This is a genomic window from Psychromonas sp. SA13A, assembly GCF_011378715.1.
Lineage (GTDB): Bacteria > Pseudomonadota > Gammaproteobacteria > Enterobacterales > Psychromonadaceae > Psychromonas.
Genome location: NZ_WTKU01000010.1, coordinates 78,599 through 95,878, shown reverse-complemented (window position 1 = coordinate 95,878; position 17,280 = coordinate 78,599). Strand labels below are relative to the sequence as shown.

Below are 17,280 nucleotides of genomic sequence, written 5' to 3'. Positions count from 1 at the left end.
CACACATACATGTTAACTCGAGATGATTTGAAAGGTTTAAAGCTTTCAAATCCGATACACCTTGCTGCCGTTGGTTTTGGTAGCGGTTTAGCGCCTAAAGCACCTGGAACATTTGGTACTTTAGCAGCGGTTCCACTATTTTATTTATTAGCCATACTGAGTATTGAATATTACCTAGCGGTATTAGTGATCACCAGTTTTGCTGGGTTTTGGTTTTGTCACGTTACCAGCGAAGCAATGGGTGTGCATGATCATAAAGCGATTGTCTGGGATGAGTTTGTAGGTTATTGGATCACCATGCTGCCGCTTTTATTGGTTTACCCAGAGATTAAAAATGGCATGGCGATTCCTTTTGTTTGGGTGTGTATCGGTTTTCTATTATTTCGTTTTTTTGATGTATTAAAACCTTTTCCAATTAGTTGGTTAGATAAAAAAGTAGAGGGTGGTTTCGGGATCATGATCGACGATATTGTGGCTGGTATCTTTGCTGCGATAGGTTTATTCTTGCTCATCCAATTCTATTCTTTATAAGCAATGTAAGAGGTAAATATGCGTTTACGTTGGTTTTTTATTACTTCAATATTTTACGCTGTTGGTTGTTTCGCACAAAATCCAAATGTATTTAATCCTCAAGCGATTACCGTTGCCGTTGATAAAATACCAACCTCATTTAATCCCTTTGCGGACCAAAAATTAATCGAAGAACAATTTAAGCATCTATTATTTGATCCACTGTTTCGTTGGGATCAGCAGCAACAGTTGGAAGCTCGCTTAGTTAAAAATTGGAAAAGAATTAATAACAAAACAATTCGTTTTTATTTACGTAAAAATGTCCATTTCCATTCTGGTAATATATTGACAGCAAAAGATGTTATTTGGTCTTTTGAGCAGGCAAAAAATAATGCGAAGTTACGTTTTTTTAATAAAATAGATACCATAAAGTCCAATGACAGCAATAGCTTCGATATTCGCTCTGGACTGAGCGAAATTCAGTTGCTGGATGATTTAACTAATTTATTTGTGCTAGATTCAGCTTTTTATCAAAGTAATAAAAGATTATTAGATACCCCTCCGTCAATCATTTTACCGCCTATTACCCAATTGACTATGTCTGGTACTGGCCCGTATTTAGTACAAAAATATAATCCTGTGCTAGGGGTGTTAGTGATTGCAAACAATAACTATTGGGAAGGAGCGTTACCTACCAAATTCTTTCGTTTTATGCGTGTTAATAAACCACAATCGCGTTTGTTTGCACTCTTAGCAAATGATGTACAAGTCAGTTATGCAATTCCTAATAAGTTTATGGATGACCTTGCTGAAAACACCTCTACACGATTAGTACAAGTTCCTTCATCCAATGCCATCTTTCTTGCGATTAATGATCAATTGTCACCTGTATTAAGCGATAAAAAAGTACGTGAGGCTATCCATATGGCGATTAATCAACCGGGTATGCTGAAATATATTCTGAAAGATAATGGTCAAATTCAGCCTTCTGTAATGGCATTTACCGATAATAGTTTGGTACAAAAAGAAGATAAAAATACGCTGTCAATGCCTGAGTATAATTTAGAAAAAGCAAAGCAAATATTACAGGTACAACCTTTGCCTAAGCAGATGTCTTTGTTAGTCATGTTGGATGATGTGGGAAATACAAGAAAGGTTGCCGATGCATTAACACATATGCTAGATAAAATTGGCGTTAATCTGGTGGTACAAGAGGTAAGCTCTCAGAACGTTTGGGATAATACGAACCTTTATTATGATTTTACTATCTCTAGTTGGCAAACCAATTTGATGAGTAAAGATAATATTTATGAGGACTTATTTAAAAATAGTTTTTTAACTGGTTATCTGGAAGATAAATTTAAACAAAAAAAGATAGATGGAAATTTTAAATCTCAAGCTAACTACTTTCAAAAGTTGCAACAAGATAACTGGATTTTCCCTCTATTTTACCAAGATAAAATTTGGGCTCAAAACAATCAGTTTAACCTGCAAGATATTTTTTCAAGTAATGGTATTCCCTACTGGTCTCTGTTTAAAGTTAACAAAGATAGTAGATTATCTAATCAGGATGGTTAATAGAACAACAAACTTTAAAGTCTGTTGTTCGTATGCATAAGAAACTTAAGCCGTTTATGAAGATTAATCGCCATATATTAAAAGCTAAAAAACCTCAAAATTAACCTTATATAGCGAGTTAAAACCGATACAGTTAGTTAAAAAAGGCATCAATTTGTGCTGCAATGCCTTCACTGTCTAGTTGCAACATATGATAAATTTCCGCTTGCGTACCTTGTTCAACAAATGAGTCAGGTAATCCTAAATGTAAAATCTTACCCGTATATTGTTGTGACATTAAAAATTCACTCACTGCAGAGCCTGCCCCACCCAAAATACTATTTTCTTCAATAGTCACTATTTGCGAATGTGTTTGCGCAAGCTTGATTAATAATGATTGGTCTAAAGGTTTAACAAAACGCATATCAATTATTGTTGCGTTTAATTCCTCTGCGACGGGAATAGCTGCTTGTAAAAAGGTGCCAAAACATAAGATAGCCGTTTTTTGACCTTCAGCAATCACCTTGGCTTTGCCTATTTCTAGGATTGTCATACTGCTATCAACTTCAATACCTGTTCCACTGCCTCTTGGATAACGTACTGCCGCAGGAGTATTAAGTAAATGTCCTGTATATAACATGTTACGACATTCCTGTTCATCGGAAGGGGTCATCACTGTCATATTAGGTACACAACGTAAAAAACTTAGGTCATAAGCGCCTTGATGTGTTGGACCATCGGCGCCAACAATACCCGCTCTATCAATGGCAAATAACACGCCAAGATTTTGAATAGCAACATCATGTATCACTTGGTCATAGGCACGTTGTAAAAAGCTGGAATAGATAGCTACAATCGGATTTAAATCAGCAATAGCCATACCGGCAGCTAAGGTAACAGCATGCTGCTCAGCAATAGCAACATCGTAGTATTTGTCTGGGTGACGTTTAGAAAACTCAACCATTCCAGAACCTTCACGCATTGCTGGGGTAATAGCGGTTAGTTTTTCGTCTTGATCGGCCATGTCATTTAACCACTGGCCAAATATTTTAGAAAAGGTAGGTGCGCAGGGTTTAGGCACTGGCAAAGCTTCATCGGGGGTGAATTTTGGCACAGCATGGTAAGTAATAGGGTCTAACTCTGCTTGTTTATAACCTTTACCTTTTTTAGTCATTACGTGTAAAAATTGCGGTCCTGCATGGGATCGCATATTACGTAACGTGTCCACTAGGTCGATCACATTATGACCATCCATTGGACCAATATAATTGAAGCCAAATTCTTCAAAAATAGTCGCAGGAGAAACCATGCCTTTTAAATGTTCTTCGGTTTTTCTTGCTAGTTCTTTAATTGGAGGCACAGTGGACAGTACTTTTTTGCCCCCTTCACGTAGCTGAGTATATAAATCACCGGATAATATTTTTGCCAAATGATTATTTAACGCACCAACATTTTCTGAAATAGACATTTCATTGTCATTAAGCACTACCAACATATCGTTGTGTAATGCACCTGCGTGGTTTAATGCCTCAAAAGCCATGCCCGCAGTAATAGCGCCATCACCAATCACTGCAACTACTTTACGATTTTTTTGTTCTTTCCCCGCGGCAATAGCTAACCCTAGGGCAGCGCCAATTGATGTCGAAGAATGACCGACACTCAGTACATCGTATTCACTTTCTTCACGCCAAGGGAAAGGATGTAAGCCTTTAAACTGTCGTATGCTATCCATTTGGTCGCGGCGGCCGGTTAAAATCTTATGCGGATAGGCTTGATGTCCAACATCCCAAACTAGATGATCAAAAGGTGTGTGATAAACATAATGTAAAGCAACAGTAAGCTCTACTACACCTAACCCTGAAGCGAGGTGGCCACTGGTTTGACTAACACTGGTTAACAAAAAACGACGTAGCTCTTCGCAAAATGCAGGGAGCTGCTGTTTTTTTAATAAACGCAGGTCTTCTGGGTAATTAATGTTAGCGAGCAACGGGTAATTTTTTAAATCCAATGGCATATTTATTTATCGCGTTTGATGATGTAATGAGAAAACAACTCGAGTAACTGCGTATTATAAGGCAATTGTGATAAAGCATGAAGCGCTTCTTGATATAAGTCTTGAGCTTTTTGTTGTGCACCTTGCAAACCAAGCAAAGCAGGGTACGTTGATTTATGTAATTGTTGATCAGAGCCCTGCGGTTTACCTAGGGTTTCAGTATCGCTGATGATATCTAAAATATCATCCTGCACTTGAAACGCTAAACCAATTGCGGTGGCAAATTTTGTTAATAGCAAAAATTCAGCGTCATCGATATCTGTTTTACTTAACGCTCCCATCTGCACTGCCGCGATAATTAATGCGCCTGTTTTGGCATTATGAATCATTTCTAAATCAATTAATGAGATCGCTGTATTTTCTGCGGCAATATCTAACACTTGCCCTGCACACATACCTTTTTCGCCAGCAGCCTTGGCTAAAATATTAAGCATTTTTAACTGCGATTTAGCCGGTAACGCGGGTATTTCATTAGATAAAATTTCAAAAGCTAATGTTTGTAATGCATCGCCTGCTAAGATTGCCGTTGCTTCATCATATTTGATATGGCAGGTTGCATTACCGCGACGCAGTGCATCATCATCCATTGCTGGTAAATCATCATGGATTAAGGAGTAGGCATGAATACATTCAATTGATGCTGCAATCGGGTCAAGTGTATCTAATTTACTACCGAGCATTTGTCCTACGGCATACACTAAAAAAGGTCTAACACGCTTTCCTCCTAATAAGGCACCATAAGCCATCGCCTCATTTAATGTTTTTGAATAAGAAGCGGGATGATTGATATATTGTTCAAGCTGATCGTTTACACGTGCTTGATGTTGCTGCATGGTAGAAATTAATTGTGTCATGTAAGCTGCTTAGTCTTCGGGATAAAGGTAAAAGTTATTCTTCAAATTTTTGCAAAGCTGCTTGTGCATCATTTTGCATTAAAATACTAACTTGTTGTTGTGCATGTTGTAATTTTTGGCTATTACTACGGGCGAGAGAAATGCCTCGTTCGAATTGTTTTAATGCATCTTCCAGAGGCAAATCACCTTGCTCTAGATGCTGTACTATTTGTTCAAGCTCAATAATTGCTTCTTCATATTGCATATTTTCAGGTTTTTTTAGGGCCATGGGAGATCTCTTTTGAGTATTTTGTGCAAGATTACCGTGACTGTTAAGGATGTCAAACTAAGGGCTAAAAATAATTTCTAAATAGTGAAGTTGTTGGCTGTTTACTGGCTTGTGTAAAATGTTGTTTTAAATAAAGTATCTTTGACTGCAAACTAACCAGAAATGGCTATACTATCATCTTAGTAATGTTTAACTATTAAAATTAAAAAGGATTAATCTGTGGATTTAGCAACTCTAGTTGGAATTATAGGCGCCTTCGGCTTTGTTATTATGGCGATGTTAATGGGTGGCACTATTGATATGTTTATTGATATGACCTCTATTTTGATTGTTTTTGGCGGTACCGCTTTTGTTGTAATGATGAAATATAACATGGGGCAATTCTTTGGTGCGATTAAAGTTGCCATGAAAGCCTTCATGTTCAAAATAGATCCTGCAGAAGAATTAATTGTAAAAGTAGTTGAGATGGCTGATGCAGCGCGCAAAGGTGGATTTTTGGCATTAGAAGAAGCCCAAATTAGCAATCCGTTTATGCAAAAAGGCGTTGATATGTTGGTGGATGGCCATGATGCCGATGTGGTCCGTAGTACACTGCAAAATGATATTCGATTAACCGCAGAGCGTCATGAAGTTGGCGCTGATATATTTAAAAATTTTGGTGATGTTGCCCCTGCGATGGGCATGATTGGTACATTGGTGGGACTGGTTGCCATGCTCTCTAACATGGATGACCCTAAATCCATTGGCCCTGCGATGGCGGTTGCACTATTAACTACTTTGTATGGTGCGGTAGTGGCAAACATGGTCGCATTACCTATCTCAGATAAATTAAAACTAAGAGCCGCGGAAGAAAAATTGAACCGTAGCCTTATTCTAGATGGCGTCTTAGGTATTCAAGACGGTCAAAATCCACGTGTTATTGAAGGCATGTTGCGTAACTATTTACCTGAATCTAAACGAGGTAGCGGTGCTGCTGGTGAAGGAGCAGAGTAATGGAAGAAGAGTGTAAATGTCCCCCGGAGGGATTGCCTGCATGGATGGGCACTTTTGCCGATTTGATGTCATTACTTATGTGCTTCTTTGTTTTACTTTTATCATTTTCCGAGATGGATGTTTTAAAGTTTAAACAAATAGCGGGTTCAATGGAGTTTGCTTTCGGTGTCCAAAATAGCATTGAGGTAAAAGATATTCCTAAAGGAACGTCGGTGATAGCACAGGAATTTAGACCTGGTAAACCCGATCCCACACCGATTGAAGTGATTATGCAAAATACCACTGAAATTACTAAAGCAGATCTAGATTTTGAAGAGGGTGAAAGTAGTCGAGCGGGGGGGGATGCCAATGTTCCTTTGCAAGAGACCGCAGTTGAAGTTAATGAAGATACTAATGAAGAGGTTTCTAAGGAACAGAAGGATACCTCAGTAGGAGCGCAGGGCGATGATGAGGGTGATGCTGCATCAACTAAAGCATCACAGCAAGCGGATAGTGATGTGCCTGCTCCTGAAGTCGCTGCACAACAAGGTTTAGCTAAAAAAGTAGCAGAAAGCTTAAAAGAAGAAATTGTTGATGGCGCAATAGAAATTGAGTCTTTAGGGCAACAGTTAATTATACGAGTAAGAGAAAAAGGATCTTTTCCAGCTGGTTCTGCATTTTTACAGCCTCGCTTTAGGCCTGTGATAGCAAAAGTGGCTAAAATATTAGTGGATGTACCCGGTGTGTTGACTATTTCAGGTCATACGGACAATGAACCAATACAGTCGGAATTATATCGATCTAATTGGGACTTATCTGCGCAACGAGCTGTGTCTGTTGCACAAGAAATGCTTAAAGTTGACGGCATTCAAGATAAAAAAATGCAGGTGGTTGGGTACGCAAATAGTAAACCGCTTACTTTGGGTAATACCGTTACCGAGCAACGTCGTAATCGTCGCGTTGAAATTACCATTATGCAAGGTCAGGCTGCTGAAAGTAATGAGATAGTTACCGAGAAATAAGAGCTGAAAAAATCAGTAAACTCTAAAAAAGGTTGCCATCCATTAGTTGTAGGTACATTAATGGATGGGCCGCTCTAAATTTTGCTCTAAGATATGTTATAGATCACTGAGTGTCGGTATCTACCATAAAATAGTAAATCTTATACTCGGACGCAGCATCTACAATAATTTGGATTCTATTTAGATCAAAATAATCAGTGCGACATAAATAGAAATAGCGACAAACTATCTCGTTGGTTTTGTCTTATTGAAGGGAAATCACTCAAAGTCAGAGTATTGTATTTTATTAACATTTAAATGTTGAAATCATAGGAGGTTAGGCTCGAACATTGTGAATAAACTTAATGCGCTAAATTTGTTGTGCATATAAATGGATTTTTGTAGTCATTGAAGGAACACTAGCCTATGAGTCAGGGTAAAAATAAACGTACTACTTTATTTTCACTACCAAAAATTGTGTGCTTGGTGTTGATATTGATAGCGAGCCTTTTTCTTTTAAAGTATTATTTTTCTAACGAAAAACCTACTTTGACCGTGTTAACATGGGTTGGTGGTGAGACTTATTTGCCACGCAATGGTCATCCTCAAGACCTCGAATTACAATACCTGCAGCAATTCTCAACACAGCAAAACCTTCAGTTTAAACAAGTTAAAGTGACCAAGTTTGACCAGTTATTTAGTAAGTTAATCGCAGGTGAAGGGGATGTGATTGCAGCGAATTTAACCATTACCACGGCACGTAAAAAACGCGTTAATTTTAGTGATGCTTTAATTCAAAGTAATGAGTACTTCATTTTGGGCAAGCAATCACCTCCATTGAAAAAAGGGAGTGCATTAAATGGGCGTGAAGTGGTCATTCAAAAAGGGAAAAGCTACCAAACTACCGCGCTAGGATTACAAAAAATATACCCTAAGATGCGTATTCGTTATATTGATAATAGTATTAGCACTGAGCTTTTATATGATCGACTTGCCAGTGGTGAATATGACCTTGCGATACAAGATGAAAATCTAATCGCCTCTGCTTTAGCCTATCGGGACGATATTAAAAAAAGTATTCAAGCAAGTGGCAAGCGTGATATTGCATGGGCTGTTAATATTGAAAATAAAAACTTATTAACACAATTGAATGCTTTCATTCAGTCGCAGCAGCTAGCAACTGAGTTGCTAAAAATAACGACTGCTTCATCGAATGCAACCACAGATAATGACATTTCAGACGCTAAGGTTGCACCTTCATCATCTATCAAAAAATCTAATCTCACGCAGTGGCAAACGATACAAGCTAAGGGCAGAGTTCGCTTTGTATTAAGGAATAATCTTTCATCTTATTATATCTGGCGAGGGGAGTTGTTAGGATTTCATTATGAATTGGCAAAGCGCTTTGCTAAAGAAAATAAATTACGTTACGAAATTATAGTTGCTCCAGATAATGTTGCATTGCTAGATTACTTAATTGACGATAAAGCAGATATTGCGTTAGGCTTTTTAACACCAACCGAGGCAAGAAGGGCAAAGGGGATCGGCTTTTCTCGTCCTTACCATTATGCTTCTGAGTTGGTGGTTGGGCAATCCGGTGTAACAGGGATAGAAACAACTCAAGATCTCAAAGGGCATAAGATTTATACACGTTCTTCTAGTGCTTACTGGAGCACTGCATTGCAACTGCAAAAAACAGTACCTGGTGTTAAATTGATTGCCGTACCTGAGAATATGGAAACGGAATCAATTATTGAAGCGGTGGCGGATAAAAAGTATGACATGACCATCGCCGACAGTCATATTGTTGATTTAGAGTTAACCTTTCGTGATGATATTCAATCCTTTATGGCCTTAGGAGAACCTAAGGCACAAAGTTGGGGAATTAAAGCGGGTAATGAAACGTTATTAAAAGAGGTCAATGTTTTCATCAAAAAACATTATAAAGGTCTGTTTTATAATGTAATTTATAATAAATACTTTAAAAATAAAAAACGCTTAGATCAGCAATATAAAGGTTATGTGGCTGAAATTGAGTCTGGTGTTATGTCTCCTTTTGATGACCTAGTAAAAAAACATGCCAAGGAGTATGGGTTTGACTGGCGTTTGTTAGTTGCGCAAATGCATCAAGAAAGCCGTTTTGATCCCAATGCAAAGTCTTTATCGGGAGCGCAAGGGTTATTCCAAGTAATGCCTCGCACTGCTGAGCAATTGGGGATCCAAGATATGCATGATCCCGAGCAGGGTATTGAAGCTGGTATTCGTTATATGGACTGGGTAAGAGAGCGAATGCAAGCAGACGAAATCCCTAAGTCAGAGCTAACTTGGTTTACGTTAGCTTCATATAATGCAGGGGCTGGGCATGTTCGAGATGCTATTCGCTTGGCAAGGCAAAAAGGTTGGCAAGACGATGTCTGGTTTAATCATGTTGAAAAAGCCATGCTATTATTATCGCAACCTAAGTATGCAGCCAAAGCACGTTACGGCTATGTTCGAGGTCAAGAGCCCGTAACTTATGTACGTGAAATAAAACGGCGTTATGATACTTATTTGAATATTTCAAATCATCAATAACTGTACATAATATCTAACGTTAGATTTGTCATCATCACGTTGGTTATAGTTACATGGCTATAGTTACATCGGTTATAAGTCCTAGATTCGCATAATAAGTACAATTTCTTATAGTTACGTCGGTTATAAGTTAATTGATTGGCTTATTCTTCTATTATTTTTTTTAACAGCATAATCAAACCAAGCACCGGAATGCCTATTAAGGCGGAGCCGACAAAGAAGTTAACATAACCAAAACTATCTACATAGACCCCAGAAAAACCGGCAATAAATTTCGGGAATAACAACATCATTGAACTAAATAATGCGTATTGAGTAGCAGAGAATTCAATATTTGTTAGTTTAGAAATATAAGTGATAAAGGCTGTGGTCGCGATGCCTGCACTAATATTGTCCATGGAGATGATCAGCGTTAATAACGTTAAATCTTTTCCTACAAAAGCTAAAATGGCAAAGATAAAATTAGTTACAACAACTAAAAACGCACCCAAAAATAGGATTGTATAGGTGCTATAACGTGTTAATAAGATACCGCCTAATCCTGCGCCAAGCAGAGTCATTATTACCCCAAATACCTTAGAAATGGCTGCTACTTCCCCTTTGCTATAGCCCATATCAACATAAAAAGGGTTAGCCATAATGCCCATTACAATATCAGAAATACGATAGCTACCTATCAGCAATAATATTAATAAAGCATGCTTGCCATAGCGTTTAAAAAAGTCTGAAAAAGGCGCGACTATTGCGATTTCTAACCATGCCCTAAAACGTGCGATAGGGGTTAAATGTACTTTTTTATGTGGCTGTAAAGTACTTTTATATTCAGGTTCTTGGGCAATAAATGTAGTAATAATCCCTACGCTCATACAAGCCGCCATTACAAAGTATGATGTTGACCATGCCGATAATTGGTAAGCCTGTGAGTCGCTGACTAATGCTGCAATAGCTAAAGAACCTGCTCCAGCCATGATCATTGCTAGTCGGTATCCTGTCATGTAGGCAGCTGCCATAGCCGCTTGAAACTTTTCTGGTGCAGATTCGATACGAAAAGCGTCAATGACGATATCTTGTGTGGCTGAACTGTAAGCAACGACTAAAGCACAAATCGCAAATAAGGTGAGATTTTGCTGAGGATCGCTCATTGCCATGCCAATAATTGCAGCGGTAATGGCTAGTTGAGATAGTAATAACCACGAACGTCGTCGTCCAAGCCAAGCAGTTAACAGTGGAATGGATAAACGGTCCACAAAAGGTGACCAGATCCATTTAAACGCGTAAGCCAAGGCTATCCAACTGAAAAAGCCAATACTAGCGCGACTTACTCCGGCTTCTCGTAACCAAAAGGACAAAGTTGAAAAAACTAATAGGATGGGAAGGCCTGCAGAAAAGCCAAGAAAAAATAAAATAGCAACTCGCTTTTGTAGATAAATTTTGCTGCTTTCTAGCCATGTTGGTTTATCGGTGGGCGATGTTGTTTTTATTATCATTTATCAACCTAGTTACGTATTAATTGATACGCATTAATCGGTATGCATCAAATGCATAAAGAAATTAGTATAAGACTGTGGCTAACCGCCTAGATCAATTAGGCGGTTTTTAAATTCGCTTGTCTTCTTTATGAATCGAACTGTAGCGAATGAAAACCAGCCATTCTTATAATCTGTCACTGTTAGCAGTTAAATTAATAGTTCAATTAATAGTTAAATTGATGCCCGATCAGCTCAAAACGCCATCCGCTTAACAGTTTTGGTTTAGGTGCTGTTAAACGCTGTTGATCATTTAATTTCCAAGACCAACTTAAATACTCATTAATGACACGTTTAGAGGCAATTAATTCAACTGGTAGCTCATGTTTTTCTGCGCAGGCTTTAATTTTATCACGCATCTCTTTTAAGGTTTTTTTGTATTCAGGAAAATCAATTAAACGAGAAATAAGGGGCGGATAGGTTTCAGGATCTTGCGCGGACACTTCTGCGATAACGGATAAAATATTTTGCCCGTGAATACGAATTTCATTAGGTAATAAGTTTAAGCGTTTTAAATCGTTGACTGAAGCTGGCTGATAATAAGCTAATAACCATAAATGTTCTGCTTTCACTACAAAGTTAAGCGCCAGATTACGCGCCTGTGCAGTTTGTAATCGCCATTTAGCTAACGCTTTAATGATGGCTAAGCTGTGTCTATCTAACTTAAACAGATTATCTAATGATTTATAAACTTTATCGGGGTCAATTGGTTTCATCTTTTGATCTAAAATCATTTGGCATTCTTGTTCAAAAAAATCGGTCATTTTCTTTTCTGCAAGTTGCGCTTGTAAAACAACTAAACTCGGCTCGAGATATAACACATCAGCGGCGGCATAATGTTGCTGCTTTTGGGTTAACGGTCGAGCACACCAATCGGTACGAGACTCTCCCTTATCTAATACAGCGCCATCTATTAATTCAACCATTTTGGCATAACCCAAGGACGCGCCGTGGTTCAAAAATGCGCAGGCTACCTGTGTATCAAATAACTTAATATTTAAATCACCCTTTTGTTGCCTGATGATTTCTAAATCTTCACTACTGGCATGTAAAATACAGGCTTTATTATCTATCGCCTGCCAAAATGCACTGATATCTCCGATCGCGATAGGATCGACTAATACAATCTTTTCATTTTGTGATACTTGCAATAGACCTAAGTTGGCATAAAAAGTACGGGTGCGGACGAATTCAGTGTCTAAAGAAATAGGTGAGTTATCTAATGTGGCAACATACTCAGATAATTGTATTGGTGTAGTGATGATATCAAATTGCATCAACGATAAGCCTAATAGAGAGTTAATATGCCGCTATATTACGGAGTTTGTTATCTTTTTTCTATTGAAATATTGATTATATGATTTTCACTCGCCTCTATTTTTATGCATAAAATGTGTTAATTAGTGCATAAATATTTAATTGCTGCAGATAAAGTTATGTCACTATATTGTAGGATTGACCTTGATCAATTAGAATGAGGCTTTACAAATGCGCCGCGATCTGCTTATTGATAATCATTCGCATTATCCAAATATGTTTAGGCCGGAAAAAGATTTTAAGTAATAGTGTGGTAAGGGAAACAATGACTAGAACAATGTATGAAAAAATCTGGGATGCGAACTTAGTTCATGAACCAGAAGCAGGCTCTCCGCTTTTGTTTGTTGACAGACATCTAATGCATGAAGTAACAAGTCCACAAGCGTTTGAAGGCCTTCGTCTGCAAAACCGTAAAGTACGTAACGTACATAGTATTCTAGGTACAATCGATCACTGTGTACCAACTAAAGACCGTTTTAATATTGTTGATGTTATTGCAAAAAAACAAGTTGAAACGATGACTGCTAACTGTGAAGAAAATGATATTAATCTTTACGGTATGGACAGTAAGCAAAACGGTGTTATTCACATCGTTGTGCCTGAGCATGGTTTCGTTCATCCTGGTATGGTTGTATGTTGTGGTGATAGCCATACAGCAACACACGGTGCATTTGGCGCGTTAGCGTTTGGTATCGGTACGAGTGAAGTTGAGCATGTAATGGCAACACAAACATTACAACAGAAAAAAGCAAAAACAATGCTAGTGAAAGTAGAAGGTAAATTACCTGCTTTCTCAACAGCAAAAGATATCGCATTAGCTATCATTGCTAAAACAGGTACTGCTGGCGGTACAGGTTACGTAATGGAATTCGCAGGTAATACCATTACCGACCTAACAATGGAAGGGCGAATGACGCTATGTAATATGGCGATTGAAGCGGGTGCACGTGCTGGTCTTGTTGCACCTGACCAAGTAACATTTGATTACCTTGAAGGCAAAGAGTTTGCACCTAAAGGCGAAGATTGGCCTGTAGCTGTTGAATACTGGAAATCATTGGTATCTGATCAAGGCGCAGAGTTTGATGCCGTTATTGAATTAAAAGCTGAAGATATTGCTCCACAAGTATCTTGGGGTACATCACCTGAGCAAGTTATTTCTGTAACAGGTGTGGTTCCTTCTCCATCTGATTTCACTAATGAAGTTAAATCACAAGCTTGTGCTAATGCGCTTAAATACATGGCATTAGATGCAGGCCAAAAAATTACTGATATCCACATCGATGTGGTATTTATCGGTTCTTGTACTAATGGTCGTATTGAAGATTTCCGTGCTGCTGCCGAATTACTGAAAGGTAAAAAAGTAGCTGCTGGTGTACAAGCGTTTGCAGTACCAGGTTCTTTCCCTGTTAAAGTACAGGCAGAAAAAGAAGGTCTTGATAAGATCTTTTTAGATGCAGGTTGGGAATGGCGTGATCCAGGTTGTTCAATGTGTCTAGCTATGAACGGTGATGAGCTTGAAGATGGACAACGTAGTGCATCTACTTCAAACCGTAATTTCGAAGGACGTCAAGGTAAAGGTGGACGTACTCACCTTGTTTCACCAGCAATGGCCGCTGCAGCATCAGTTGCAGGTCACTTTGTAGACATTCGAGATTGGAAATAGGGGCTAGATAATGCAACCATATATTAAACATACAAGTATCGCAGCGTTAATGGATCGTAGTAACGTCGATACGGATCAAATCATCCCAAAAAACTTCATGAAAAAAGTGGAGCGTACAGGTTTTGGTATTAACTTATTCCATAACTGGCGTTACCTTGCGGATAATATTACACCAAACCCAGAGTTTGAATTAAACAAACCAGCTTTCCAAGGCGCTAAAATACTAGTTGCTGGTGAAAACTTTGGTTGTGGTTCATCTCGTGAGCATGCGCCTTGGGCAATCGCTGACTATGGATTTAATACTGTTATATCAACTAGCTTTGCTGATATTTTTTATAGCAACTGTTTTAAAAATAGTATTTTACCGATTATCGTAACTGATGAGCAACTTGCTGCTTTAATGGCTGAAATTTCTGCTAATGAAGGTGTTGAATTCACAGTTGATCTAGAAGCACAAAAAGTAACAACACCAGGTGGTTTATCAATCTCTTTTGAAGTTGATGCATTCCGTAAAGAATCATTACTTGATGGTCTTGATGACATTGCTTGGACATTGAAGCATGAAGAACAAATTTCTGCGTACGAAAATGCACAGAAAAAACGTCTTCCATGGTTATGGCCTAGTGCTTAATCAGTAAAATTTAAGCTATTGAAAAATAGTTTAAAAACAGAATCAAAGGCGCACTGGTTGCGCCTTTTTTATCGAAAACTTATTGCAGTGAAGACTGAATGTACTGACTGCAATAAGTTTTTTCTTAAGATCTCAAGTGGAGTAAACAATGGCTAAAGATAATGTCACTGTACAGTTGATGGATACAACATTACGCGATGGAGAACAAACGCAAGCGGTTTCGTTTTCTCCTGCAGAAAAAGTTAGCCTAGCGAAAGCACTATTACAAAAGCTTAAAATTGATCGTATCGAAGTTGCATCAGCACGTGTTTCTGAAGGAGAAAAAGAAGCAGTAAGCAAGTTGAACACGTGGGCTGCAAAAGAAGGGTTAGTGGAGCGCATTGAAGTATTAGGATTTGTGGATCACACATTAAGTGTTGATTGGATCAAAGATACTGGTGGCAAAGTACTTAATTTGTTAGCTAAAGGCAGTTTGAAACATTGTACTGAGCAATTAAAAAAATCCTTAGATGAACATGTTGCAGATGTTAAACAAACAATAAGTTATGCACTTGAGCAAGGTCTAAAAGTTAATATTTATTTAGAAGATTGGTCAAATGGTTACCAAGATAGCCCTCAATATGTCTATGAAATGGTCACTCAACTAGCCGATACCGGTATTGATCATTTTATGTTACCCGATACTTTAGGAGTAATGTCTCCCGATGAAGTGTTCGCCAGCTTAAGTGATATGGTGACTCGTTTCCCTAAATTGCAATTTGATTTCCATCCACATAATGATTACGGCTTGGCTACGGCGAATGCTATGTACGCGGTTAAAGCAGGGGTTTCTTCTATCCATTGTACGATGAACTGTTTAGGTGAACGTGCTGGAAATGCATCGTTAACTGAAGTTGCTGTGGTGTTGAAAGATAAATTAGGTAAAAAAGTAAATATTGATGAATCGGAAATTCACAACCTAAGTAAATTAGTCGAAAATTTTTCAGGTAAGCGCATTGCCGATAATACGCCTATTGTCGGGGCAGATGTATTTACTCAAACCAGTGGTATTCATGCCGATGGCGACCGTAAAGGTGGTTTATATATTTCAGCGCTGACACCGGAACGTTTTGCGCGTTCACGTAGTTATGCACTAGGTAAAATGAGTGGCAAAGCCTCATTAGCAAAAAACTTAGAAGCAATGGATATTGAACTGGATGCGGATCAACAGAAAAAACTATTAAAACGAGTCGTGCGTTTAGGTGATCAAAAAGCGTCTATTACTGCTGATGATTTACCCTTTATTATTGCGGATCTATTAGAGCGTAACGATTACAACTACGTTGAGTTGTTAAACTGCTCAATAAATTCTGGACTAGATTTAGAGTCAACGGTAAGTATTAGAGTACGTGTTAAAGATAAAATCTATAAAAGCAGTGGTAGTGGTAATGGTGGTTTTGATGCCTTTATTAGTGCAATGACTAAAGTCTTAGATAACAGCGCCTTTGTGTTCCCTGAGCTGGTGGATTTTGAATTACGTATTCCTCCTGGTGGTAAAACCAGTGCATTCACTGAGTGTACCGTTACTTGGGCCGATGGCGATGAGCAATTTACTACACGTGGCGTGAACGCTAACCAAGTACTTGCCGGTATTGGCGCAACTATTCGTATGATAAATTTACGTATGCATGCTAACTAGTTAAAGTGTATACTCGCGCTTTACATAAAAATAAAAAATAATTTGCGACACGAATATGAGATGCATGTTCATTGACTATTCATTTAATGTTCAGCGAGTTATTACAAAAGCCTTAATCTTTGATTAGGGCTTTTGTTTTTTGGCTAATATACTATTAGCAGATGAATAATGATTGAAAGATAAGAGGAAAGACAATGAGAGTATGTGGTGTTGAATTAACAGGTAACGAAGCCGTTATTGCGATTATGCAGTTTAAAAACGGTCTTTACGACGTACCGCCTGTGCGTACAACAAAACTAACATTAAATGACCCTATTAATACTGAACCGTTAAAAAAGTTTCAGTTTGATTTTGCACAGTTAATGAAAGATTACCAAATTGATAAAGTGATCATTCGTGAACGTGCGTTAAAAGGTAAGTTTGCAGGTCATACTTTAAGCTTCAAAATTGAAGGTGCATTGCAATTAATGCGTGATGTAGAGGTACAAGTTATCTCATCTGACTATATCAAAAAAGGCCTTAAGCAAGCACAAAATACACCTACAGCGGTTGAATTAGGACTTAAGAAGTTCCAAGAGCAAGCGATGTTAACCGCATTTGGTTATTTGCAAAATAAATTAGGTTAATATTTATACCCGTTACTGCCATGCTCTGTTCTCTCTGAAGCTTGAGGTAG

14 protein-coding genes are annotated in these 17,280 nt (G+C 38.2%); 9 read left to right on the top strand and 5 right to left on the bottom strand.

Translation table 11 applies throughout. The annotated features are described in order from the left end of the window. Nucleotides 1-9 precede the first annotated feature (9 nt). Nucleotides 10-531 (top strand): phosphatidylglycerophosphatase A, encoded by a 522-nt coding sequence (locus GQR44_RS10995; RefSeq protein ID WP_166371859.1) that lies wholly within the window; start codon nucleotides 10-12, stop codon nucleotides 529-531. A gap of 18 nt (nucleotides 532-549) precedes the next feature. Then, entirely contained in the window at nucleotides 550-2,088 is a 1,539-nt protein-coding gene (locus GQR44_RS10990; RefSeq protein WP_166371858.1) for an ABC transporter substrate-binding protein, read from the top strand. A 133-nt stretch (nucleotides 2,089-2,221) separates the two neighbouring features. On the opposite strand, the gene dxs is transcribed toward GQR44_RS10990, so the two are convergent. The 3 genes from dxs to xseB are packed head-to-tail and all read right to left on the bottom strand — an operon-like array spanning nucleotide 2,222 to nucleotide 5,242. Next, a complete protein-coding gene (gene dxs / locus GQR44_RS10985) occupies nucleotides 2,222-4,081 on the bottom strand; it encodes a 1-deoxy-D-xylulose-5-phosphate synthase (protein ID WP_166371857.1) in 1,860 nt (619 codons plus the stop codon). Between the two features lie 2 nt (nucleotides 4,082-4,083). Further along, entirely contained in the window at nucleotides 4,084-4,974 is an 891-nt protein-coding gene (gene ispA, locus GQR44_RS10980) for a (2E,6E)-farnesyl diphosphate synthase (protein WP_166371856.1), read from the bottom strand. Between the two features lie 34 nt (nucleotides 4,975-5,008). Beyond that, nucleotides 5,009-5,242 carry an exodeoxyribonuclease VII small subunit gene (gene xseB / locus GQR44_RS10975; protein ID WP_166371855.1) on the bottom strand — a complete coding sequence of 78 codons (234 nt, stop codon included), beginning with the start codon at nucleotides 5,240-5,242 and terminating at the stop codon, nucleotides 5,009-5,011. A gap of 219 nt (nucleotides 5,243-5,461) precedes the next feature. Between xseB and pomA the strand changes: the two genes are divergently transcribed. The 3 genes from pomA to GQR44_RS10960 all read left to right on the top strand — a co-directional run bounded on the left by pomA (nucleotide 5,462) and on the right by GQR44_RS10960 (nucleotide 9,789). After that, the gene (gene pomA, locus GQR44_RS10970; RefSeq protein WP_166371854.1) at nucleotides 5,462-6,235 is read left to right on the top strand and encodes a flagellar motor protein PomA; all 774 of its coding nucleotides are present in this window, start codon (nucleotides 5,462-5,464) and stop codon (nucleotides 6,233-6,235) included. Beyond that, nucleotides 6,235-7,236 (top strand): flagellar motor protein MotB, encoded by a 1,002-nt coding sequence (locus GQR44_RS10965; RefSeq protein WP_166371853.1) that lies wholly within the window; start codon nucleotides 6,235-6,237, stop codon nucleotides 7,234-7,236. The genes pomA and GQR44_RS10965 overlap by 1 nt, the downstream gene beginning before the upstream one ends. 405 nt (nucleotides 7,237-7,641) lie before the next feature. Beyond that, entirely contained in the window at nucleotides 7,642-9,789 is a 2,148-nt protein-coding gene (locus tag GQR44_RS10960) for a transporter substrate-binding domain-containing protein (protein ID WP_166371852.1), read from the top strand. A 143-nt stretch (nucleotides 9,790-9,932) separates the two neighbouring features. Here GQR44_RS10960 and GQR44_RS10955 read toward each other — a convergent pair whose 3' ends face one another. Then, a complete protein-coding gene (locus GQR44_RS10955; protein ID WP_166371851.1) occupies nucleotides 9,933-11,276 on the bottom strand; it encodes an MFS transporter in 1,344 nt (447 codons plus the stop codon). A 206-nt stretch (nucleotides 11,277-11,482) separates the two neighbouring features. Continuing rightward, nucleotides 11,483-12,592 carry a ribonuclease D gene (gene rnd, locus GQR44_RS10950; RefSeq protein WP_166371850.1) on the bottom strand — a complete coding sequence of 370 codons (1,110 nt, stop codon included), beginning with the start codon at nucleotides 12,590-12,592 and terminating at the stop codon, nucleotides 11,483-11,485. A 305-nt stretch (nucleotides 12,593-12,897) separates the two neighbouring features. Here rnd and leuC point away from each other — a divergent pair, with 305 nt between their 5' ends. The 4 genes from leuC (at nucleotide 12,898) to GQR44_RS10930 (ending at nucleotide 17,230) form a co-directional block, all read left to right on the top strand. Beyond that, nucleotides 12,898-14,295: a 3-isopropylmalate dehydratase large subunit gene (gene leuC / locus GQR44_RS10945; RefSeq protein ID WP_037072059.1), complete on the top strand. Its 1,398-nt coding sequence runs from the start codon at nucleotides 12,898-12,900 to the stop codon at nucleotides 14,293-14,295. Nucleotides 14,296-14,305: 10 nt separating this feature from the next. Next, nucleotides 14,306-14,926: a 3-isopropylmalate dehydratase small subunit gene (gene leuD / locus GQR44_RS10940; RefSeq protein ID WP_166371849.1), complete on the top strand. Its 621-nt coding sequence runs from the start codon at nucleotides 14,306-14,308 to the stop codon at nucleotides 14,924-14,926. Between the two features lie 148 nt (nucleotides 14,927-15,074). After that, the gene (locus GQR44_RS10935; RefSeq protein WP_166371848.1) at nucleotides 15,075-16,604 is read left to right on the top strand and encodes an alpha-isopropylmalate synthase regulatory domain-containing protein; all 1,530 of its coding nucleotides are present in this window, start codon (nucleotides 15,075-15,077) and stop codon (nucleotides 16,602-16,604) included. A gap of 194 nt (nucleotides 16,605-16,798) precedes the next feature. Beyond that, nucleotides 16,799-17,230: a DUF3010 family protein gene (locus GQR44_RS10930; RefSeq protein WP_028869829.1), complete on the top strand. Its 432-nt coding sequence runs from the start codon at nucleotides 16,799-16,801 to the stop codon at nucleotides 17,228-17,230. Nucleotides 17,231-17,280 lie beyond the last annotated feature (50 nt).

Excerpts from the sequence above, each read along its gene's own strand:
- xseB (WP_166371855.1), bottom strand. The coding sequence starts at position 5,242 with ATGGCCCTAAAAAAACCTGAAAATATGCAATATGAAGAAGCAATTATT.
- leuC (WP_037072059.1), top strand. The coding sequence starts at position 12,898 with ATGACTAGAACAATGTATGAAAAAATCTGGGATGCGAACTTAGTTCAT.
- GQR44_RS10995 (WP_166371859.1), top strand. The coding sequence starts at position 10 with ATGTTAACTCGAGATGATTTGAAAGGTTTAAAGCTTTCAAATCCGATA.
- dxs (WP_166371857.1), bottom strand. The coding sequence starts at position 4,081 with ATGCCATTGGATTTAAAAAATTACCCGTTGCTCGCTAACATTAATTAC.
- GQR44_RS10965 (WP_166371853.1), top strand. The coding sequence starts at position 6,235 with ATGGAAGAAGAGTGTAAATGTCCCCCGGAGGGATTGCCTGCATGGATG.
- GQR44_RS10935 (WP_166371848.1), top strand. The coding sequence starts at position 15,075 with ATGGCTAAAGATAATGTCACTGTACAGTTGATGGATACAACATTACGC.
- GQR44_RS10960 (WP_166371852.1), top strand. The coding sequence starts at position 7,642 with ATGAGTCAGGGTAAAAATAAACGTACTACTTTATTTTCACTACCAAAA.
- ispA (WP_166371856.1), bottom strand. The coding sequence starts at position 4,974 with ATGACACAATTAATTTCTACCATGCAGCAACATCAAGCACGTGTAAAC.
- GQR44_RS10930 (WP_028869829.1), top strand. The coding sequence starts at position 16,799 with ATGAGAGTATGTGGTGTTGAATTAACAGGTAACGAAGCCGTTATTGCG.
- GQR44_RS10990 (WP_166371858.1), top strand. The coding sequence starts at position 550 with ATGCGTTTACGTTGGTTTTTTATTACTTCAATATTTTACGCTGTTGGT.
- GQR44_RS10955 (WP_166371851.1), bottom strand. The coding sequence starts at position 11,276 with ATGATAATAAAAACAACATCGCCCACCGATAAACCAACATGGCTAGAA.
- leuD (WP_166371849.1), top strand. The coding sequence starts at position 14,306 with ATGCAACCATATATTAAACATACAAGTATCGCAGCGTTAATGGATCGT.
- rnd (WP_166371850.1), bottom strand. The coding sequence starts at position 12,592 with ATGCAATTTGATATCATCACTACACCAATACAATTATCTGAGTATGTT.